Here is a 20,284-nt window from a genome sequence, read left to right as displayed (position 1 = left end):
CACTCGTTCCGTAAAAAATAGTCTGCAACAAAACCTTCTGCTAACGTCACTCCTGTCGGCTCCACCGAACAGGAGTGATCCCCGTGCCCACGCCCTCCGCACCCACACCCACACGCACCCCCTCGCGACGGCTCGCCCTCGGCGTCCTCGCCACCGGCATGCTCATGACGATCCTCGACGGCAGCATCGTCACCGTCGCGATGCCCGCCATCCAGAGCGACCTCGGGTTCACCCCCGTCGGCCTCAGCTGGGTCGTCAACGCCTATCTGATCGCCTTCGGCTCGCTCCTCCTCCTCGCCGGCCGCCTCGGCGACCTGATCGGCCGCAAGCGGATGTTCCTCGCGGGCACCGGGATCTTCACCGCCGCCTCGCTCCTCGCCGGAGTCGCCGCCTCCCCCGGCGTCCTCATCGCCGCCCGCTTCCTCCAGGGCGTCGGCAGCGCGATGTCGTCCGCCGTCGGCCTCGGCATCCTCGTCACGCTCTTCACCGTGCCGCGCGAACGGGCCCGCGCCATCGCCGTGTTCAGCTTCACCGGCGCCGCCGGCGCCTCCCTCGGCCAGGTCCTCGGCGGCATCCTCACCGACGCCCTCACCTGGAACTGGATCTTCTTCATCAACCTGCCCATCGGCCTCGCCACCCTCCTCGTGGCCCTCCGCGCCCTCCCCTCCGACCGGGGCCTCGGACTCGGGGCCGGCGCCGACGTCCTCGGCGCGGTGCTCGTCACGAGCGGCCTCATGACCGGGATCTACGCCGTCGTCAAGATCGAGGAGTACGGGGCAGGTTCGGCGCACACCCTCGGCCTCGGGGCCCTCGCACTCGCCCTCCTGACCGGCTTCCTCGTCCGCCAGGCGAAGACCGCGAACCCGCTCATGCCGCTGCGGATCCTCCGCTCGCGCAGCGTCTCCGGCGCCAACGCCGTCCAGATGCTCATGGTCGCCGCGCTCTTCTCCTTCCAGATCCTCGTCGCGCTCTACCTGCAGAAGGTCCTCGGGTACGGGGCCGCCGAGACGGGTCTCGCGATGCTGCCCGCGGCGGCTGTGATCGGCGCCGTCTCCCTCGGCGTCTCGGCCCGTCTCATCGCCCGCTTCGGCGAGCGGAACGTCCTGCTCACCGGCCTCGTCCTGCTCGTCGGGGTCCTCGGCCTGCTGGCCCGCGTCCCCGTCCACGCCTCCTACGTCACCGATCTCCTCCCCGTGATGCTGCTCGCCGCAGGCTTCGGCCTGGCGCTCCCCGCCCTCACGTCGCTCGCCATGTCGGGCGCCGAGGAGAAGGACGCGGGCCTGGCCTCCGGCCTCTTCAACACCACCCAGCAGATCGGCATGGCCCTCGGCATCGCGGTCCTCTCCACCCTGGCCGCCACCCGCACCGAGTCGCTCACCGCGGCCGGCCGCCCCGCCGCCGAGGCCCTGACCGGCGGCTACCACCTGGCCTTCGCCGTCGGCGCCGGTCTCCTGCTCGCCGCCCTGGCCATCGCCTTCACCGTCCTGCGCCGCCCCGGGACGCCGGAAACGCCGGGCACCCCGGGCAGGCGGGAGCGGACGAGGAAGACCGGGCAGGCGACGAGGACCACGGCGAAGAACGAGAGCGAGTCCCCCGCGACAATGGCGGCATGAGAGCCGACCGACTCGTCGCCGCCCTGCTCTTCCTCCAGACCCGGCAGCGCGTCACCGCCGCCGAACTGGCCGCGGAACTGGACGTGTCCGAGCGCACCGCACGCCGGGATCTCGAAGCTCTCGCGAGCTCCGGGATCCCGGTGTACTCGCAGGCGGGCCAGGGCGGCGGCTGGTCCCTCGTCGGCGGAGCCCGTACCGACCTGAGCGGCCTCACCGCACCCGAGATCCGCGCGCTCTTCCTCCTGACCGGACCCGACGCCGACGCCGACCCCCGGACCCGGACCGCCCTGCGGAAGCTCGTACGGGCCCTCCCCGCGACCCTCCGGGAAGGCGCCGAGGCGGCGGCCCGCGCGGGTGTCTCCGACGGCACCGACTGGACGGGCGCGGAGACGGAGGAGGTCCGGCTCGCCCCGCTCCAGCGGGCGGTGGTCGACGCGAGAGAGGTCAGGATCGGCTATGCCCGCCCCGGCCGGGAACCCCGCGAGCGCACCGTCCAGCCGCTCGGCATCGCCGCGAAGTCCGGGGTCCGCTACCTCGTCGCCGACACCGAGCACGGCCTGCGGACCTTCCGGATCGGCCGCGTCACCTCCGTCACCGAGACCGGCGCCCCCGCCGTACGCCCCGAAGGCTTCGATCTGCCCACCGCCTGGCGCACCCTCGCCGCCCGCATGGAGGACCGGATGGTCGCCGCGACGGTACGGGGCCGGGCCGCCCCCGGCACGGAGCCGGTCCTGGAGAGCCTGCTCGGCGGGCGGATACGGTACGGGGAACGCGGCGCGGACGGCTGGGCGCCGTTCGAGGCCGACGGGCCCTCCCCCGAGGTGGTCGCCGCCCGGCTGGCCGGCCTCGGCGGCCGCGTGGAACTCCTCGACCCGCCGGAGGCGCGTACGGCCCTCGCCCGCGTCGGAGCCGAACTCACCCTGCTCTACGGGCGGTCGACGCCGCCAGGCACTCCGGAAGCTCCGCCTCGTGCACCAGGGTCAGCCGTGACACCGCCCGCGTGAGCGCCACGTACAGCCGGTTCGGGCCGCGCGCCTCGGCCGCCACGATCGCGGCCGGTTCGACCACGACGACATGGTCGAACTCCAGGCCCTTCACGACCGTCGCGGGCAGCACGGTCACCCGGTCGTCCGCCCGGCACTCCCGTACGGCCTCCGCCACCGGGCCCACCAGTCCGTCGGCCGTGATCACCCCGACCGACCCCTCCGCCGCCAGCGCCTCGCGGACGGCCTCGGCCGTCGCGCCGGGCAGATCGAGCCGGTCCGTCGTCCGGGTGACCGTCACCTCGCCGTCCCTCCGGACGGAACGGCCCGCCGGTACGTCCGCGCCCAGGTGCGGCAGGAGCCGGTTGGCCAGGTCCACGATCGCCGCCGGGACCCGGTAGCCGAGGGTCAGCGGCACGACGGGCGCCCCGCTCTTGCCCAGGTGGGCCAGCTGCTCGCGCCAGTCGCGGGCCGCCCACGGGGTGGTGCCCTGGGCGAGGTCCCCGAGCACGGTGAGCGAGCCGAACCCGGTACGGCGTGCGATCGCCCGGCACTCCATGGGCGAGAGGTCCTGGGCCTCGTCGACGACGACATGGCCGTAGCTCTCGGGCCGCTCGATCAGCCCCGCGAGCTCGTCGAGGAGCACGAGGTCGGCGGCGGTCCAGCGCGCCGAGCGGTACGAGCGCGGCGGCCGGTCCCAGCGGATCGCCGCCCGCTCGGCCGCCGTCAGGGCGGGGTCGGAGGGGTCTGCGAGCAGGCCCGCGAGCACCTCCTCCGGGGTCGCCTTCGGCCAGCACGCGTCGAGGAACGCCGTCACCGGCCGCGCCCGCTCGATCCGCCGCGCCCAGGCCGCGCCCATGGGACCCCACCGGCGCTCGGCCCGGAGCTGGAGGGCCCGCACGACGCGGGCGCGGACCCGCTCGCGGCCCGTCGCGTAGGGCGGCGCCTCCTCCCGTACGTCCGCGACGATCGCGGCGAGCTGCGCGGCCGGCAGCCGCCAGTGGTACGAGCCGTCCGGCACCGCGAGGTCCTCCGCGGGTGCCGGGTCGACCCTGCCGTACAGCGCGCGGTGCAGCACCTCCGCCATCCGGGCGTCGTGCTTGACCCGGGCCGCCGCCTCGCCGTCCTCGGCGCGGACCGGGTGGCGGGCGATCTCGTCGTCGAGGGTGGCCTGGCGCACACCGGTCTCGCCGAGCGAGGGCAGCACCTCGGAGATGTACGAGAGGAACGCGCGGTGCGGGCCGAGGACGAGCAGACCGGAACGCCGGATCCGCTGCGGATGGGTGTAGAGGAGATACGCGGCCCGGTGCAGGCCCACGGCGGTCTTGCCGGTGCCGGGCGCGCCCTGCACACACAGGGAGGCGGCCGGGTCGGAGCGTACGAGGTCGTCCTGCTCGGGCTGGATGGTGGCCGCGATGTCCCGCATCGGGCCCACCCTGGGGCGCTCGATCTCCCCGGCGAGCAGCGCGCTGACGGTCACCTCCCCGCCCGCCGTGAGCCGTTCGTCCTCGAGCGCGGTCAGATCCTCAGAGGCGCCCTTGCTGTACGGGGCCCAGCCGAAGCGGCGGCGCCGGAGCACGCCCTGCGGGTCGCGGGCGCCCGCCTGGTAGTAGGCGCGGGAGACGGGCGCGCGCCAGTCGACGACGAGCGGCGGGGCGGCCGGGTCCTCGCCGATCCGGCGGCGCCCGATGTGGTGGACCTGACCGTCGTCGAGGTCGAGGCGCCCGAAGAACAGCGGCCCCGGCGGCTGTTCCCGCATCTCCTTGGCGCGACTGCGCAGATGGCGGCCGAGCGCCTCGGCGTCCGCGCCGGACGCGGCGGTGTCCTCGCCGGTGACGACCTGTTCGGCGACGTCCTCGGTCATGCGGGCCAGGGCGGCGCGGCAGGCGTCGTGGTGGGAGCGTTCGCGGGCGAGCTCGAGGTCCAGTGACGTCATTCCGACAAGCCTAATGGAAAACGTTACTGAGTTACATTTTTTACTTGTCTCCGCGAGCTGCGCCCCTAGTACGGGAGCCCCTCCCGCAACGCCCGGAACGCCAGCCCCGCCGCCGCCACCGCGTCCGCCTCCACCGCGCCTGCCGTCTCCCCGGCCGCGATCCTGGCCGTGTTCTCCTCCGCGAGGACCCGGAGCACGGTCACGATCTGCCCGGCGGCGAGCCGCGCGAGGAGCGGGTCACCCTCGGAGGCACCGGCCGCCAGCGCGTCCGCGAGGGCCGTCTCCGACCGCACCCGGTACGCGTGGAGACGGCCGACCAGGGCCGGCGTGCCGTAGAGCAGCCGGAGGTACGCAAGGACCGAAGGGTGATCACAGAGCCCGGTGACCGGGTCGCGCCGTGCGAGACCGTCGAGCAGATGCGCGGACAGCGCGTCGAGCGGGGCCGTACCGGCACGGCGGCCCGCGGTCACCACCCGGGCCGACTCGTCCTCGTGATCGGCGAACCGGTGCAGGACCAGGTCCTCCTTGGCCGGGAAGTACCGGAAGAGGGTCGGCTTGGAGACCTCGGCGGCGGCCGCCACCTCCGCGACGGAGACGGCGTCGAAGCCCCGCTCCAGGAAGAGCGCGACGGCCGCGTCCGACAGGGCCTGCCGGGTCCGCTCCTTCTTCCGCTCCCGCAGCCCGGGGGTCGCCGCGGCTTCGGCACTCACGCGGCACGCCCTTCCAGCAGCACGGCGACCCCGTCCAGGATCCGGGCCAGACCGAAGCGGAACTCGACATCGGGTTCGTCGGCGACGTCCATCACGCCCGAGTCCAGCAACCGCGCCACCTCCGGATACCTCTCCGGGTCGGCGAGCCGCCGCAGGGTGCGGCTGTACCGGGCGAGCACCTCCTCCGGGCCCGCCCCGGCCGAGGCGATGACCGAGGCGAGGTCGGCCGTGACCAGGGCCTCGCTCCGTACGAAGCCGCTGACCAGCAGGATCACCGAGATCTTGGAGCCGGCGTCGAGACCGGTGCCCTCCATGGCGACGAGGCCCTTCTCCCACCAGGCGACCGCGTTCGGGGTCGCGGGCGGGCCCGAGACGGGGACCCGCAGCATCCAGAGGTTGTGGTGGTAGACCTCGCGCAGCGCCCACGCCCAGGCCTCCACGGCCTCGCGCCAGTGGGTGCCGGGCGGGAAGAGCTCGGGCGGGGCTCCGGTGGCGGCCTCCTGCATGAGGACGTACAGCTCGCTCTTGGCGGAGACGTACCGGTAGAGGGACATCGTCGAGGCGCCCAGCTCCTTGGCGACCCGGCCCATGGAGACGGCGCCGAGACCCTCGGACGAGGCGAGGGCGACGGCCGCGCCGACGATCCGGTCCAGGGTCAGGCCGGGCTTGGGGCCCTTCGAGGGGCGCTCCCGCAGCCCCCAGGCCGCCTCGATGCTCGGCGGCAGAAACGTCCCGCCGTCACCCTCGCCGCCACTGCCGCCGTCGTCCGCCATGACCCGCCTCCACCTCGCACGCTTGACGTCCATCCTAGTAATGCGTAACCCTTACACAGTAACGCGTACTGCATACGCAGTACGGAACAAGGCACCCCCAGCCGCCCACACGCCCAGGGAGCACCCATGCCTCCGGCCATCGAAGCCACCGGCCTGACCAAGACCTACGGAGACCTCCGCGTCCTCGACGCCCTCGACCTCCACGTCCCGCACGGCACCGTCTTCGCCCTCCTCGGCCCCAACGGCGCCGGCAAGACCACGACCGTCCGCATCCTCGCCACCCTCACCACGCCCGACGCCGGCCACGCGCGCGTGGCCGGGCACGACGTCGTCACCGCACGCTCCCGGGTCCGCCGGGCGATCAGCCTCACCGGGCAGTTCGCCGCCGTCGACGAGACCCAGACCGGCGCCGAGAACCTCTGGACGGCGGCCCGGCTCTCCGGCCTCTCCCGCCCCGCCGCCGCCCGCCGCTCCGCCGAACTCCTCGACCGCTTCGGGCTCACCGAGGCCGGCGGCCGCCTCACGAAGACCTACTCGGGCGGCATGCGCCGCCGCCTGGACCTCGCCGCCGGTCTCGTCCGCGACCCCGGCGCGACCCGGGTGATGTTCCTCGACGAACCCACCACCGGACTCGACCCGCGCAGCCGCCGGGAACTGTGGCAGGCCGTCCGCGAACTCTCCGACGCCGGTACGACGGTCTTCCTCACCACCCAGTACCTGGAGGAGGCGGACCGGCTCGCCGACCGGATCGCGGTCCTCGGCCGGGGCCGCACCCTCGCCGAGGGCACCCCCGCCGAACTCAAGGCCCGGTACGCCGCCCACCGCCTCGACATCACGGCGGCCGACGAGGAGAGCTACGCACGGCTCACCGACCGGACGGGCCCCACGGCGACCCACGACCCCGGGAACCGCACGCTCGCCGTCCCCACCGACGGCAGCGCCGCCCACGTGCGGGAGCTGCTCGACGCGCTCGACCCCGGGCGCCGGGACATCGCCCGCTTCGGCCTGCACACGGCCACGCTCGACGACGTCTTCCTGACTCTCACCGCCGAGAAGGAGCCCGCCCATGTCTGACACGCTCACCGCCGCGAGCACCCTCGCCGGGCGCGGCATCCGCCTCAGCCGCCGCAACCTCGACGCCGTCATCACCTCGATGATGCTGCCGATCATGCTGATGCTGGTCTTCGTCTACTTCTTCGGCGGAGCCATCGACACCGGCACCCGGTACGTCACCTACGTCGTCCCCGGCGTGCTCGTCCTCTGCGCCGGGTTCGGCGCGGCGAGCACCGCCCTCTCCGTCAGCGAGGACATGCGGCTCGGGATCGTCGACCGGTTCCGCACCCTCGACATCGGCGGGACCCCGTTCCTCGCGGGGCACGTCGCCGCCGCCGTCACCCGGAACGCCCTCTCCACGACGCTCGTCCTCGGCGCCGCCTTCGTCATCGGCTTCCGCCCGACCGCCTCACCGGGCGGCTGGCTCGCGGCGATCGGGCTGCTGCTCGCCTACATCACCGCCGTGTCGTGGCTGTCGGCGGCGATCGGGCTCGTCACCAGAACGGCGGAGGCGGCCGGCGCGGTGACGTTCTTCATGATGTTCCTGCCCTACCCGAGCAGCGCGTTCGTGCCGATCGACACGATGCCGAGCTGGCTGCACGGCTTCGCCGAACACCAGCCGGTGACCCCGCTGATCGAGTCGATGCGGGGCCTGCTGCTCGACCGGCCGGTCGGCGACTCGCCCTGGATCGCGCTGGGTTGGTGCGCGGGCCTGCTGACCCTCGCGGTCGCCGCGTCCGGGTTCCTTTTCCGGTTCCGGACCCGGTGACGAGACGGGGAGGCCCCGGAAGAGGCCGGGCGTCAGAAGATGTCGGGCGAGAAGGGCCGCAGCGGCGTACGGAACAGCAGGTCGGCGCGGGCGGCCGCGCCGGCCGTCAGCTCCTCGACGCGCCCGAGCCGGGTGAGCCGTACCGCCGACTCGTCACCGAAGGCGAGCACGCCCAACTCGGCGATGTCGAAGGCGAGATCGGCGGACCCGTCCGTACGGACACAGGAGACGCCGTCCGGGGAGGCGTCGAGCCGGTAGCGCCCGCCGGCGAACCCGCCCCCGTCCCGCAGGTCGAGCACCAGACCGTCCGTCACCGGGTACGTCCGGCCCTCCAGGACCCGGACGACGTCGAGCACCCGGACCCACAGCATGTCCGCGTACGTCAGCAGCTTCGCCGCGCGCGGGTCCGGCAGCAGCAGCGGCAGCGGGTCGTCGGGCGCCCGGTAGCCGGAGCGGACCGTGGTGATCCAGTCGACGGAGCAGAGGTAGTGCCAGAGCGCGCGCTCGGCGGCCGGGGTGACGGCGATCAGGTCCCGCACGGTCGCCGTGTTCATCGGCTGCTTGGCGTCGTCCCACTTGTCGTCGGCCGTATAGGCCACGTACCCCTCGACCTCGCCGGACTCCGCCCGGTACACCGCGTAGTAGGGCTCCTGCCACGGCCCATCCGACACGGCACGACCGGTGCCGACGTCCCAGCCGCGCGGGGTGCGGTCGGTGACCCCGGCGCGGACCAGACCCAGCCGGCCGTACACCTCGGGGCCGACCTTGCGGATCTCGTCGGCGTCGGTCAGATCGATCCGGCCACCGTCCTCGGGGCGGCCCGAACGGCGCGGGTCGAGACCGGTCCGGCCGACGTCCACGCTCCACGCGGCGGTCGAGCTCGCCGGGCCGAAACCGTATCGCCCGTAGATCGGGTACTCGGCGGCGATCAGGGTGGCGATCGCGTCGCCGCGCTCCTTCGCGGCGGCCAGGTCGGCGCCCATCATCCGGCTGAGCAGTCCGCGCCTGCGGTGCGTCGGGGCGACGGTGACCTGGGTGATCGCGTCGGCGGTGAGGCTGCCGCCGCCGACCGTGCTGACCTCCTGCCGGAAGGACCGGAAGGTCGCGACGGTCCGGCCGCGGTCGTAGGCCCCGAGCGTCCGGGCGAGGTCGAGGTGCGGCAGCCGGTCGGCGACCACCTCCTCGGACACGACGGGCGTGTTGAGGAACCCGGTGCGCAGGGCGCGCTGCCAGTCGGGGAACTCGGACTCCGTCACCGCGCGTACGTCGACAGTCATCCTTCGACCCTACGCACGGCCCCGTCGCACCCGCACCCGAGTTTCCCGGGCGCCCTCAACGGCCCGGCGGAACAACCGCCCGACGCCCTCAGCGACCCGGCGGACCAACGACCCGGCGGCCTCAGCGACCCGACGCCCTCAGCAGCCCGGCGGCCTGGCCTTCGCGGCCGCTCCGTCCCCTCGGCTCACGCCAGCAGGTCGTCGACCTGTGCCTCGCCCTCCCGGTAGCGGCGGGCGATCTCGGCGCTGCAGTCGTCGGCGGTCCGCTGGAGGTGCTGCCGGCGCCGGGAGATCTGCTGCTCGTACCCGGCGAGCCGCCCCATCCCCGCGTGCAGCTCGTCGTCCGTCCGGGCCGTGAGGTCCGACAGCTCGACCTCCGACAGCATCTCGGACGCGAGCCGCCGGTACTCCTCGCTGCGCGGCGTCGACAGCGTCACGTGCCGGGCCGACGAGCGGTGCCGCGAGGGCACGTCGGCGAGGATCTCGGAGAGCCGGTCGAGGACCGGCGCCTCCGGGTCGGTCCGCCGCGCCAGCTCGGCCCGCAGGATGTCGATCCGGCCCTGGAGCATCCGGCGCACGTAGCTCAGGTCGGCCTCGTCGCTCTGCGCCTCCCGGCGCAGCGCACGCAGCTCGGGCAGCCGCAGCGCACCGAGCTCGGGCTGGGTCCGGTCCGGCAGGGCGGGTTCGGCGGTCCTCTGGACGGGTGGGCGCGAGGCCGGGCCTCCGCCCGGTCCACCGCCCCTGGTTCCGGCGCGGATCAGCGGTACGGGGCCGGACGGCGTCGGCCCTGTGCCAGGTGCACTCATGAGAATCGTCCCCTCGACCGGTGCGGAGCCGCACCGCCTGACACGCATCGTGCCACTCATGCATGGGCACGTGCAGGCGCTCTGCACCCGTTCGGCCCCTCATCCGTCGGACTGGGTGCCACTCGGTAGGTTGGGGCGTATGCGTGCAGTGGTGCAGAGGGTGGACGGCGCGAGTGTCGTCGTCGCAGGGGAGACCGTCGGTGAGATCAGCGGCGAGGGCTTGTGCGTGCTGGTCGGGGTGACCCACGACGACACCCCGGAGAAGGCCGCCCAATTGGCCAGAAAGCTCTGGTCCGTCCGGGTACTGGAGGACGAGAAGTCGTGCTCGGACGTGAACGCGCCGCTGCTCGTCATCTCCCAGTTCACGCTCTACGGGGACGCGCGCAAGGGCCGCCGACCCACCTGGAACGCGGCCGCGCCCGGCCCGGTGGCCGAGCCCCTCGTGGACGAGGTCGTGGCCCGGCTGCGCGAACTGGGCGCGCACGTGGAGACGGGCCGGTTCGGAGCGGACATGCGCGTCTCGCTCACGAATCACGGCCCGTTCACGGTGCTCCTGGAGGTCTGACGGAGGGCTGAGCGACGCCCCCGGCGGCGCTACGGCTCGACGACGGTCTCCTGCGCGGCCGCCGTCGTCCCGGCGATCAGCGGGGCGTCCACCGGCACGTTCCGCTTCACCAGGGCCAGGGCGATCGGCCCCAGCTCGTGGTGGCGGACGGAGCTGGTCACGAAGCCGAGCTGGCGGCCCTCCTCGCCGTCGGCGGCGAGCCGGAGCGGGGTGCCGTGCCCGGGCAGCAGCACCTCGCTGCCGTCCAGGTGCAGGAAGACCAGGCGACGCGGCGGCTTCCCCAGGTTCTGCACCCGGGCGACGGTCTCCTGGCCCCGGTAGCAGCCCTTCTGGAGGTGGACGGCGCTGCCGATGAGGCCGACCTCGTGCGGGATGGTCCGGTGGTCGGTCTCGAAACCGAGCCGGGGCCGGTGCGCCTCGACGCGGAGCGCCTCGTACGCGAGGATGCCGGCGGCCGGGCCGTGCGAGGCCCCGAAGGACTCCAGGTCGGCTCGGGGCAGGAAGAGGTCGCGGCCGTGCGGGGTCTCCCGTACGACGACTCCCTCGGGCACCTCGGCGATGGAGCCGGCCGGCAGGTGGACGACGGCGATGTCGTCCGTGCGGTCGGCGACCTCGACCCGGTAGAAGAACTTCATCGACTCCAGGTACGCGACGAGCTCCTCGCGCGTCCCCGGCTCGACGTGGGCCCAGACCGTCTCGCCGTCGTCGACGAGGTACAGGGCGTGTTCGATGTGCCCGTTCGCGGAGAGGATCAGCGCCTCGGTGGCACGTCCGGGCGCGAGGTCGGTCATGTGCTGGGTGACGAGCAGGTGCAGCCAGCTCAGCCGGTCGTCACCGGTGACGGCGACGACACCGCGGTGCGAGAGGTCGACGAAACCGCGTCCGTCGGCGAGGGTGCGCTGCTCACGGAACAGGTCGCCGTAGTGCGCGGCGACACCTTCGTCGCGGCCTTCCGCGGCGACGGCGCCGGGCAGGGACAGCAGAGGGCTGGTCGTTGAATGTCGCTGCATGGGGCAAGCCTACGACTCGCTGTCCAGCGCCTTCCGCGTGCAGTCCGCGCACCGCCCGAAGATGGCGAAGTGCTTCATGTCGGTCTCGAAGCCGAAGGTCTCGCGGAGCTTCCCGGTGAACTCGGCGGCGACCTCGACGTCCGCCTCGATCACCTCGGAGCAGTCCCGGCACACCAGGTGCAGATGGTGGTGCCGGTCGGCGAGGTGGTACGTCGGAGCCCCGTGGCCCAGATGGGCGTGGCTCACCAGACCGAGCTCCTCCAGGAGCTCCAGGGTCCGGTAGACGGTGGAGATGTTCACCCCGGACGCGGTCCTGCGGACCTCGACGAGGATGTCGTCGGGCGTCGCGTGTTCGAGTGCGTCGACCGCCTCCAGGACGAGCTGACGCTGCGGCGTCAGCCGATAGCCGCGCTGCCGCAGGTCGCTTTTCCAGTCGGTGCTCACCACGCCCCCCAGTGTAGGAGGGCGCGGCGCTCCGCCCCAGGTTCCGGCGGGATCCGGAGGGATCCCGCGGGCTTCTAGCGGAAGAAGGCGATGCCGTCGTCCGGCAGGTCGCCGAGGTTGCGGGCCATGTCCGCGACCTCTTCCGGCGTCACGACCTTCTTCAGGTGCGCCGACATGTACGGCCGCAGCGGGACCTCGGGGGTCGCCTTCTCGCCCACCCACATGAGGTCGCTCTTGACGTAGCCGTAGAGACGCTTGCCACCGGCGTACGGGCCCGAGGCCGCGGTACGGGCGACGGCGTCCGTGGCCAGGTCGATCTGCGGCTTCTGGTCGGCGAGCTCGCCGTACCAGATCTCGACGATGCCCTGGTCGCGGACCATGACGACCTCGACCTTGCGGTCCTTGTCGATGCGCCAGTAGCCGCTCTCGCTCTCCAGCGGACGGACCTTGTTGCCCTCGTTGTCCAGGACCCAGGAGTGGGACGTGTACTCGAGGAAGTCCCGGCCGTCGTGGCTGAAGGTCACGGACTGCCCGAAGTTGCACTTCTCGGCGCCGGGGAAGTCGGAGACGCCCGCGCCCTCCCACGTGCCGAGCAGGAACGCGAGGGGGACGAGGTCCGGGTTGAGGTCGGACGGGATCTCGATCATGAGCAGCTCTGGCGTTCTCTAGAAGTGGTTGGCGAGAAGGATTAGCGCTGGCCCTGGTACAGCTTCTTCACGGCCAGACCGGCGAAGGCGATCACGCCGACGGCGACCAGGACCAGGAGGATTTCGAAGAAGATGATCACAGGGTGCTCCTCGACTGAGCGGTGAAGGCGGAACGGGCCGGACCCCAGCTTAGTGGGCGGGGACCCGGCCCACTCGGTGAGGTGGGTCTCGCCGATGATCAGCTCAGCAGCTGGGCCTGCAGCACGACCGTCTGCTGGAACGGGACGGTGAGCGCCGCGCCCTTGCGGGACTGGACGACCAGGCCGAGCGTGTCACCGGCCTGGATGTAGGCCCACCGCGTCTGCTCGGGCCCGTAGGGCTTCCGTTCGTCGAAGGAGTACAGCGACAGGAACGGGAGACGGGCGTCCTTCAGGGAGGAGTCCAGCGTCTCGCCGTCGACGCCGGCCGGGAGCCGGCTGCCGCGCGTGCCCGTGTCCAGGACGTCGTCCTTGAACGCCTCCGCGAACGCGACCGACGTGAACCTCATCAGGTACACACGGGTGGACGTGCCGTCCGGCATCGTCCAGCCGCGGGCCGCGACGTGCCGCAGCGCGGACTCGGCCAGGGCCTCCTTCACCGCGCCCCGGTCGTCGGCGTGGAAGTGCGCGAGGTACGTGTCGAGTCCGACCCAGCCGCCCTTGAGCTTCGGGTCGACCGTGGCGCCCTTCGGTGCGGGCAGCAGCAACTGCCGGAGGTCGGCGTGGTGGACCTCGCCGTCGTTGCCCTCGGTGTACGGACGCAGGGCGTCCGCGGGCAGCGCCGGAAGGGCGAGCCTCGGGTACTCCCAGCGGCCGTCGGACTCGGTCGCGAGTCCCGGCACCTCGGTGCGCTCCATGGCGGTGATCCCCATGGCCGTACCGGTGCCGACACCGCCGAGGACGAGCACGGCGGCGGTCCAGCGGGCGATGCCCAGGAGCAGCGGCCGGCGGGACTTCTTCGGCTTCTCCGGCACGAGGTCAGGGGCCTGGACCTGCGCCGGGGCGGCGGCCTGGGGCTGGGGCCCGGGCTGGGGCTCGGCCCCGGGCTGGGGCTCGGCCCCGGGCTGGGTCAGGGTCTGCTCGGTCATACGTACTCCCCCGGGGATGCGATGTGGTCGAGCTGCTGCGTCAGCAGCTTCGCCACCCGCGCCCTGTCGAACGGCTTGGCACCGGCTGCCTTGACGGTGACGAAGACCTCGGAGTCGTACGCGAGGCAGAACATCTCCTCCAGCGCCGCGGCGCGCTCCTTCTTGTCCAGCGACTCGTCGACGGGCGCCAGGTAGCAGACGGCGTTCCGGTGGTCCTTCACCTTGGGTCCCTTCGGGAACTCCAGGAACTCCATGACCTCCTTGCGCAGCCGGTAACTGTCCTTGATCCGCTTCTTGTCCTTCATCCGCGCCAGCTCCACGGAGACCACGACGTCGTTGTTCAGGTCCGCGAAGGAGCGGACACCGATGCCCTGGATGCCGAGCTTGTCCACGTTCTTCTCGAAGGTGCGGCGCTTCTTCCCGGAGAGGCCCTCGCCCGACTGCTTCATCAGGGCGGTGGCCTCCGCGGCGCCGAGCTCGCCGTCGTTGCCGTACAGCTCCTCGTCGGGGCCGAACTCGTACCCCTCCGGGAGGGGCAGGAGGAGCTTGCTCAGCGGCGTTCCGGCCTTGCCGCGCGCCAGCGGGGCGGCCGGGTCCTTGTCCTGCACGGTCTCCTCGGTCGAGCCCCATACCGTCGTCGGCGCGGTGCGGTCGGCGGAGGAGGCGGTGAGCGCGGTGTAGGTGACGCCGCCGCCGATCAGGCCGAGGACCAGCACGGAGGGCAGGACGACACGGAGCAGGACCCTGCGGGCACCCCGGTTCACCACCGGCTCGGCTCCGGTCACCACATCGGCCGCGGGTTCGGTCACGGGTCCGACCGCGGGTTCGGTCACGAGTTCGGTCACGGGTTCGGTCACGTCGTTCCGGTCCTCACTCACAGGCGCCCCAGCTGTCGCTCGGCCAGCGAACGGATGTCCTTCGCGGAGATCTTCCTGGTGTCGATGACGAAGATCTCCACGGCGATGTCACCGCGGTAGAAGTAGGCCCTGGCCTCGTACATGTCGAGGTAGCCGGCCTTCTTCCGCACCGGGAAGACGTAGAAGCGGCCGTTGGCGGAGCCCTTGAGCTCCGTGCCCTCGCTCTCGGCGAAGTCCTCCTCCGGCATGTAGGCCTGCTGCTCCTCGACGAACTCCTGCGCGCCGAGGACGTCGCCGGCGCGGTACTGGACCAGCCGGATCTCGGTCTCCTTGTACTCGCCCGCCGCCCAGGACGTGGCCGCGACCCGCCGGATGCCCGTCTCCAGCAGGTCGTCGAGAGCGTTGCCCGGCCTGTTGAACTGCGAGGCGAACGTGGACACCCGCAGCCAGCCGTCGACATCGGCGAACTCGGACTTCCTCGCCCCGGCCGGCTTCGGCAGCAGCAGCTTCCGCAGGTCGCCCTCCGCCTTCGCCCGGAGGTCCTCCGAGGCCGGGAGCTTCGTCTTCTGCCCCTCGGGAAGCGCCTTCGCGGGGTACGCGAGGCCCGGCTGGTTCAGGGGCGGCAGTGCGGTCGGTTCGCGTTCCGCCTGGATGCCGTAGCCGACGGCCGTGCCGCCGACGAGGCCGATGGCGGCGGCGACGGCGATCAGTCCGACGGTACGGAGCCCGCGGCGGCGGGGCCGTACGGCGGCGGCCGGCACGACCGGGTCCGCTGCCGACGGCGCGACCCGCTCCGCGACGGGGCCCGCGGCCGGCCCGGCTTCCGGCACGACCGCCCCTGTGACCGGAGCCACATCCTCCGCCGTGTCCCGCGACACGGCCGGAGGCGCGGTTTCCGTTCCCGGTTCCGGGGTCGGCGGAGGTGCCGTTTCGGGATTTCGGGTGCTTTCTTCGTTGCTCAAGAGTCCCCCCACGAGACCTGAAGCACGGATTCCGTCATCCGCGCACCCACCAGACACACGGGGGACACCGGGGGTTGCGGCGCCGCGCATTACAGTTCGGCATATGCCGAAGAAGCTCGTGATCAAGGTGACCGCGGGGGCCGAGGCCCCCGAACGCTGCTCCCAGGCCTTCACCGTCGCCGCCGTGGCCGCCGCCAGCGGCGTCGAGGTCTCACTCTGGCTGACCGGCGAATCCTCGTGGTTCGCCCTCCCCGGCCGCGCCGCCGAGTTCGAACTCCCGCACGCCGCGCCGCTCCCGGACCTGATCGACGGGATCGTGGCGGCCGGCGGCCGCATCACGGTCTGCACGCAGTGCGCGGCCCGCCGTGACATCGAGGAGAAGGACCTCCTGGAGGGCTTCCGCATCGCCGGCGCCCAGCTCTTCGTCCAGGAGGCGATGGCGGACGAGACGCAGGCGCTCGTCTACTAGGGGGTCGGCCCGGTCAGGGCTCCCGGCGCTTCTTGCCGTCCAGCTCGTCCCACCACTCGTCCGACTTCGGGTCGCCCGAGGGGTCGTCCCACCAGCGGTCCTCGGGGCCCCGGCGGTTCGCGACCATCGCGGCGACCGGGGGGATGACCATGGCGACCACGCACATCCCGATGGCCACCGGCATCGAGAAGAGGCGCACGACGGCCCAGGCGCCCACGAAGAGCAGCAGGCAGGCGCCCATCATCCAGAAATAGACGTGGCGACGTCGTGCGTACACACCTTCAGGGTACGACCGAAGGGCCGTGCCTCAAGTCCTGGAAACGGCGTCCAACCCCCCAGGAGGCACGGCCCTTCGGCCGGTTCGGTGTCGCGGATCAGACCGCGATGGCGACCTCCGCGAGGCCACCGTGCTGCGCCACGACCTGACGGTCGGCGGTGCCGCCGGGGACCAGGGCGCGGACGGTCCACGTGCCCTCGGCCGCGTAGAAACGGAACTGGCCGGTGGCGGAGGTCGGGACCTCGGCCGTGAACTCGCCGGTCGAGTCCAGGAGACGGACGTAACCCGTGACGGGCTGGCCGTCCTTGGTCACGAAGCCCTGGATGGTGGTCTCACCGGGCTTGATCGTCGAGGCGTCGGGGCCGCCGGGCTGCGCTCCACACATGTCGTTCTGTCCTTACGGTCGAGGGGTCCGGAGGAGGGAGGGTCCGGGGTTACTTGTTGGCGCCGAGCTCGATCGGCACGCCGACGAGGGAGCCGTACTCGGTCCAGGAGCCGTCGTAGTTCTTGACGTTCGTGACCTCGAGCAGCTCGTGCAGGACGAACCACGTGAGCGCGGAGCGCTCACCGATGCGGCAGTAGGCGATGGTGTCCTTCGCCAGATCGACCTGCTCGTCCTCGTAGAGGGCCTTGAGCTCGTCGTCCGACTTGAACGTGCCGTCGTCGTTGGCGTTCTTCGACCACGGGATGTTGCGGGCGCTCGGCACGTGGCCGGGGCGCTGCGACTGCTCCTGCGGGAGGTGCGCCGGGGCGAGCAGCTTGCCGGAGAACTCGTCGGGCGAGCGGACGTCGACCAGGTTCTGGGCGCCGATCGCGGCCACGACGTCGTCGCGGAAGGCGCGGATCGAGGAGTCCTGGGCCTTGGCCTTGTACTCCGTGGCCGGACGGGCCGGGACGGCGGAGCCGTCGACCAGGTCGCGGGAGTCGAGCTCCCACTTCTTGCGGCCGCCGTCGAGGAGCTTCACGTCCTGGTGGCCGTAGAGCTTGAAGTACCAGTAGGCGTAGGAGGCGAACCAGTTGTTGTTGCCGCCGTAGAGGACGACCGTGGTGTCGTTCGCGATGCCCTTCGCCGAGAGGAGCTTCTCGAAGCCCTCCTGGTCGATGAAGTCGCGGCGGACCGGGTCCTGCAGGTCCTGGGTCCAGTCGATACGGATGGCGTTGCGGATGTGGTTCTTCTCGTAGGCCGAGGTGTCCTCGTCCACCTCGACGATGGCGACCTGCGGGTTGTCGAGGTTGGCCTCGACCCAGTCCGCGTCGACCAGGACGTCGCTGCGAGCCATGCTGTTCTCCTCCGGGGCAGTGTGCGGCGGTGTGGTGCGGGTGTGCGATGTGGTGCGGTACGCCTCGTCGCGGGCGGCTCGTCGGGTGACGTGTCAGGGACGTGTCGGGCAAGCGGACGTGCGTGACGGACGTGCGTGCGTCTCCACGGGGCGGCCCCGACCTCGGTCGGAGGGCCTGAGGAATACGGGAGTGGTGAGTCCCGCTCAGACGGAGCGACAGAGCATGGCGGCGACGCGGCACAGGTCTACTGCCCGCCGCTTCGTGAGATCCGCCTGTCGCTTCATGCCCTCGATCGTAGGGACGGACAGGCGGCCGTGTCACCGGTGTGTCGTATTTTGAGACGCGATCGTCCGAGATGCGAGACGCGGTGAGGGTGCGAGAGGACTCCGGACGTCTCCGTACCGGGCCGTCCGGCTCTGATTCTGCTGGTCGGACAGCAATGTCTCAGCATGTGACCAACGGGTACGCGCGGGATGGCCTGCCGGGCGGCTCGGGCGCCCGGCCGGGGCTGCCGGACAGGCTCGGCGGCCCGGCATGCCTGGGCGGCTCGGCAGGCCTGAGCGGCTCGGCAGGCCTGGGCGGCTCGGCGGGCCCGGCCCGCTCTCCTGGCCGTCAGCCCGCCAGGACCACGTCCCTGCCGGTCACCGAGATGGCGAGGCCGTCCGGCCTCGGCTCGACCTTCTCCACCTTCATCCCGGCGATCGCGCCGATCGACCGGTCGAAGTCGGTGCGCTCGCGGACCAGGTCCTCGATGCCGGGGATGCCCTCGCCGGGCACCTCGTCGGCGCGGACGCGGATCGTGTCGCCGTTCACCACGGTCACCGTGGAGAGGACCGTACGGGTCAGGGTGCGGCCCATCACCTTCACGCCGCCGGTCACCTTCACCTTGCCGTTGCCGCCGTAGGCGACGACGGCCTCGCGGTCCGAGGCGGCCGTGAGGTCCGCGTACGACACGAGGGCCGTCCCGCTCGCGGAACCCGCCTTCGCACCCGACCAGTCACCGGTCACGGTCACGTCCCGCAGCGCCACGTTCAGCTCGCCGACCCGGATGTTCTTGTCGCCCGCCGTCGCGGTGACGCCGGTCAGCCGGACGTCGACCTCGTCGAGCCGCTTGGCCGCCACCTGGGTCAGGAACGGGAAGCCCTTGATGTCGACCTCGACGGCGTCGCTCTTCGCCGAGGAGAGCTTCACCCGGCCCGCCGCCTCGTCCTCGGCGTACGCCACGGCCAGCCGGTCGATCCCCACCAGGACCCCGCCCAGCACGACGGCCACGATCAACAGAATCCGCAGTGCTCGCATGCGCTGTGCGTCCCCCCGCTGGAAATGGATGTGTTCCGGCCCCCCGACACGAAGATCGACGCGTCGGGGGGCCGGTTGGTTCCCGCCCCGTGCCCGGGAGCGGTCAGACCAGAGCCCTGCCCAGCAGGTAGACGGCGGGCGCGGCGGCCGTCAGCGGCAGCGCGACACCGGCCGTCATGTGCACGAAGCGGGACGGGTAGTCGTAGCTCGCCGCCCGCAGGCCGACCAGCGCGCAGGCCCCGGCCCCGAGGCCGAGCAGCGCACCGGCGGAGCCCAGGTCGGTGAGACCGCCGGCCGCGATCCCCGCGCCCGCCGAGGCAAGGAGTGCGGCGATCAGGGAGACGGGTCCGGGCAGCGGGAGCGCCCGGGCGAGAACGGCCGCGGCGACCGCGACCCCGCCGACGACGACCGCGTCCGGGTCGGCGCCAAGGTGTCCGGTGGCGACGACGGTGAGCGCCGCCGAGGCGATGGTGGCCATCAGGCCGTACATGCGCTCGTCCGGGTCGGCGTGACTGCGCAGCTGGAGGACCAGGCAGAGCAGCACCCAGACGCCGAGCGTGCCGAAGATCGCGGCGGCCGCGTTCTCCCGTCCGGTGACGAGCAGGACCGCGTCGGCGGCGAGGCCGCCGGCGAAGGCGAGGGCGATGCCCTGGCGGGCGGGCCACATGCCGTTGAGCCGGAACCAGCCGGCGGCGGTGAGGGCCTGGAGCAGCACGAGCGGGACGAGGAGCCCGTACGTCCCGAGGGCGGCGCCGCCGGCGAGCAGCAGTCCGAGGACGGCGGTCAGCGCGGCGGGCTGCATCCCCGGCGCGATGATCGGCGAGCGGCCCTCGGCGCGGGCGCGCTGGGCGTCGGTGATCCGGGTGTTGCCGGAGGTGGTCGGCGAGGACCAGCCGGGACCCGCCTCGCCGGAGGGCGCGTGCGGCGCCGGAACGGGCTCCGCGACGGGTCCGGAGACGGAGGCAGCGGCGGGGGCAGGGGCAGGGGCCGCCACCGGCTGAGGCTGGTGGTGCGGCTGTGCCTGCTGCTGCTCGTGCTGCTGCTGCTGCTGGTGCTGCGGTTGCGGCTGCTGCTGCTGCTGCTGCGGCTCCGTGTAGTACCCGGCGGGGGTCCCGTACGACTCGTACGAGGCCTGGCTCGACGCGTACGCCTCGTACGACTGCTGCTGGGGCTGGTGCGGCTGGTGAGACTGCTGCGGGTAGCCCTGCTGGACCTGCGCGGCCTGTGCCCGGTCGGCCTGGACCTGCTCGTACGTGACGGCCGGCTGGAACTGGGTGTCCCAGGTCTGGCCCTCCCACGTCTGGGTGACGTCGGGGCCCTGCTGCTCCTGGTGACCGTTCCCGGTCCCGGTCCCGGTCCCGTTCCCGTTCCCGTTCGCGTACGGGTCGTACTGCTGACCGCCGTAGTACTGGTCGTTGCTCATGCTC

At 72.6% G+C, this 20,284-nt stretch carries 23 protein-coding genes; 6 read left to right on the top strand and 17 right to left on the bottom strand.

The window, feature by feature from the left end:
- Window positions 1–158: 158 nt before the first annotated feature.
- Window positions 159–1,613: an MFS transporter gene (locus ACFQ79_RS14945; protein WP_383583172.1), complete on the top strand. Its 1,455-nt coding sequence runs from the start codon at window positions 159–161 to the stop codon at window positions 1,611–1,613.
- Window positions 1,610–2,617, top strand: coding sequence for a helix-turn-helix transcriptional regulator (locus ACFQ79_RS14940; protein WP_383583083.1), 1,008 nt, complete (start codon window positions 1,610–1,612; stop codon window positions 2,615–2,617). The genes ACFQ79_RS14945 and ACFQ79_RS14940 overlap by 4 nt, the downstream gene beginning before the upstream one ends.
- Here the strand turns inward: ACFQ79_RS14940 and ACFQ79_RS14935 are convergent.
- From ACFQ79_RS14935 to ACFQ79_RS14925, 3 genes are all read right to left on the bottom strand, one after another.
- On the bottom strand, window positions 2,529–4,532 hold the full coding sequence (locus ACFQ79_RS14935; protein ID WP_383583081.1) for a HelD family protein: 2,004 nt from the start codon (window positions 4,530–4,532) through the stop codon (window positions 2,529–2,531). The genes ACFQ79_RS14940 and ACFQ79_RS14935 overlap by 89 nt on opposite strands.
- Window positions 4,533–4,597: 65 nt before the next feature.
- A complete protein-coding gene (locus ACFQ79_RS14930; protein WP_383583079.1) occupies window positions 4,598–5,242 on the bottom strand; it encodes a TetR/AcrR family transcriptional regulator in 645 nt (214 codons plus the stop codon).
- Window positions 5,239–6,015, bottom strand: coding sequence for a TetR/AcrR family transcriptional regulator (locus ACFQ79_RS14925; RefSeq protein WP_383583077.1), 777 nt, complete (start codon window positions 6,013–6,015; stop codon window positions 5,239–5,241). Before ACFQ79_RS14925 ends, ACFQ79_RS14930 begins: the two co-directional genes overlap by 4 nt.
- A gap of 126 nt (window positions 6,016–6,141) precedes the next feature.
- Here ACFQ79_RS14925 and ACFQ79_RS14920 point away from each other — a divergent pair, with 126 nt between their 5' ends.
- Both ACFQ79_RS14920 and ACFQ79_RS14915 read left to right on the top strand, forming a co-directional pair.
- Window positions 6,142–7,089 carry an ATP-binding cassette domain-containing protein gene (locus ACFQ79_RS14920; protein ID WP_383583074.1) on the top strand — a complete coding sequence of 316 codons (948 nt, stop codon included), beginning with the start codon at window positions 6,142–6,144 and terminating at the stop codon, window positions 7,087–7,089.
- Window positions 7,082–7,837, top strand: a complete 756-nt coding sequence (locus tag ACFQ79_RS14915) for an ABC transporter permease (protein ID WP_383583072.1) — start codon at window positions 7,082–7,084, stop codon at window positions 7,835–7,837. The genes ACFQ79_RS14920 and ACFQ79_RS14915 overlap by 8 nt, the downstream gene beginning before the upstream one ends.
- Window positions 7,838–7,869: 32 nt before the next feature.
- Here ACFQ79_RS14915 and ACFQ79_RS14910 read toward each other — a convergent pair whose 3' ends face one another.
- Both ACFQ79_RS14910 and ACFQ79_RS14905 read right to left on the bottom strand, forming a co-directional pair.
- The gene (locus tag ACFQ79_RS14910; protein ID WP_383583069.1) at window positions 7,870–9,114 is read right to left on the bottom strand and encodes a GNAT family N-acetyltransferase; all 1,245 of its coding nucleotides are present in this window, start codon (window positions 9,112–9,114) and stop codon (window positions 7,870–7,872) included.
- Window positions 9,115–9,299: 185 nt separating this feature from the next.
- Complete coding sequence (locus ACFQ79_RS14905; protein ID WP_355964376.1) at window positions 9,300–9,920, bottom strand: ABC transporter substrate-binding protein; 621 nt, start codon at window positions 9,918–9,920, stop codon at window positions 9,300–9,302.
- Window positions 9,921–10,059: 139 nt separating this feature from the next.
- Here ACFQ79_RS14905 and dtd point away from each other — a divergent pair, with 139 nt between their 5' ends.
- Entirely contained in the window at window positions 10,060–10,485 is a 426-nt protein-coding gene (gene dtd / locus ACFQ79_RS14900) for a D-aminoacyl-tRNA deacylase (protein ID WP_383583065.1), read from the top strand.
- Between the two features lie 29 nt (window positions 10,486–10,514).
- On the opposite strand, the gene ACFQ79_RS14895 is transcribed toward dtd, so the two are convergent.
- The 6 genes from ACFQ79_RS14895 to ACFQ79_RS14870 form a co-directional block, all read right to left on the bottom strand.
- Window positions 10,515–11,495, bottom strand: a complete 981-nt coding sequence (locus tag ACFQ79_RS14895; RefSeq protein WP_383583062.1) for a YgfZ/GcvT domain-containing protein — start codon at window positions 11,493–11,495, stop codon at window positions 10,515–10,517.
- A 9-nt stretch (window positions 11,496–11,504) separates the two neighbouring features.
- Entirely contained in the window at window positions 11,505–11,942 is a 438-nt protein-coding gene (locus tag ACFQ79_RS14890; RefSeq protein WP_055600541.1) for a Fur family transcriptional regulator, read from the bottom strand.
- A gap of 71 nt (window positions 11,943–12,013) precedes the next feature.
- The gene (locus ACFQ79_RS14885; protein WP_073911706.1) at window positions 12,014–12,586 is read right to left on the bottom strand and encodes an FABP family protein; all 573 of its coding nucleotides are present in this window, start codon (window positions 12,584–12,586) and stop codon (window positions 12,014–12,016) included.
- Window positions 12,587–12,824: 238 nt separating this feature from the next.
- The gene (locus ACFQ79_RS14880; protein ID WP_383583059.1) at window positions 12,825–13,712 is read right to left on the bottom strand and encodes a hypothetical protein; all 888 of its coding nucleotides are present in this window, start codon (window positions 13,710–13,712) and stop codon (window positions 12,825–12,827) included.
- Window positions 13,709–14,569 carry a hypothetical protein gene (locus ACFQ79_RS14875; RefSeq protein WP_383583057.1) on the bottom strand — a complete coding sequence of 287 codons (861 nt, stop codon included), beginning with the start codon at window positions 14,567–14,569 and terminating at the stop codon, window positions 13,709–13,711. Before ACFQ79_RS14875 ends, ACFQ79_RS14880 begins: the two co-directional genes overlap by 4 nt.
- A gap of 17 nt (window positions 14,570–14,586) precedes the next feature.
- Complete coding sequence (locus tag ACFQ79_RS14870; RefSeq protein WP_383583055.1) at window positions 14,587–15,399, bottom strand: hypothetical protein; 813 nt, start codon at window positions 15,397–15,399, stop codon at window positions 14,587–14,589.
- 235 nt (window positions 15,400–15,634) lie between these two features.
- Here ACFQ79_RS14870 and ACFQ79_RS14865 point away from each other — a divergent pair, with 235 nt between their 5' ends.
- Window positions 15,635–16,000, top strand: a complete 366-nt coding sequence (locus ACFQ79_RS14865) for a DsrE family protein (protein ID WP_383583052.1) — start codon at window positions 15,635–15,637, stop codon at window positions 15,998–16,000.
- A gap of 13 nt (window positions 16,001–16,013) precedes the next feature.
- On the opposite strand, the gene ACFQ79_RS14860 is transcribed toward ACFQ79_RS14865, so the two are convergent.
- The 6 genes from ACFQ79_RS14860 to ACFQ79_RS14835 form a co-directional block, all read right to left on the bottom strand.
- Window positions 16,014–16,277 (bottom strand): DUF3099 domain-containing protein, encoded by a 264-nt coding sequence (locus ACFQ79_RS14860; protein WP_073911713.1) that lies wholly within the window; start codon window positions 16,275–16,277, stop codon window positions 16,014–16,016.
- Window positions 16,278–16,374: 97 nt separating this feature from the next.
- The gene (locus tag ACFQ79_RS14855) at window positions 16,375–16,662 is read right to left on the bottom strand and encodes a DUF1416 domain-containing protein (RefSeq protein WP_015035121.1); all 288 of its coding nucleotides are present in this window, start codon (window positions 16,660–16,662) and stop codon (window positions 16,375–16,377) included.
- Window positions 16,663–16,711: 49 nt separating this feature from the next.
- Window positions 16,712–17,557: a sulfurtransferase gene (locus ACFQ79_RS14850; protein WP_073911714.1), complete on the bottom strand. Its 846-nt coding sequence runs from the start codon at window positions 17,555–17,557 to the stop codon at window positions 16,712–16,714.
- A gap of 204 nt (window positions 17,558–17,761) precedes the next feature.
- Window positions 17,762–17,842: a putative leader peptide gene (locus ACFQ79_RS14845; protein ID WP_350497993.1), complete on the bottom strand. Its 81-nt coding sequence runs from the start codon at window positions 17,840–17,842 to the stop codon at window positions 17,762–17,764.
- A gap of 328 nt (window positions 17,843–18,170) precedes the next feature.
- Window positions 18,171–18,857 carry a DUF2993 domain-containing protein gene (locus ACFQ79_RS14840; RefSeq protein WP_383583049.1) on the bottom strand — a complete coding sequence of 229 codons (687 nt, stop codon included), beginning with the start codon at window positions 18,855–18,857 and terminating at the stop codon, window positions 18,171–18,173.
- Between the two features lie 103 nt (window positions 18,858–18,960).
- A complete protein-coding gene (locus ACFQ79_RS14835) occupies window positions 18,961–20,280 on the bottom strand; it encodes a hypothetical protein (protein WP_383583046.1) in 1,320 nt (439 codons plus the stop codon).
- Window positions 20,281–20,284: the final 4 nt, after the last annotated feature.

The sequence above is a fragment of the Streptomyces sp. NPDC056480 genome, assembly GCF_042795405.1.
Taxonomy (GTDB): domain Bacteria; phylum Actinomycetota; class Actinomycetes; order Streptomycetales; family Streptomycetaceae; genus Streptomyces.
The sequence above is the reverse complement of the archived record's forward strand: the minus strand, read 5'-3'. Positions and strand labels throughout refer to the sequence as shown.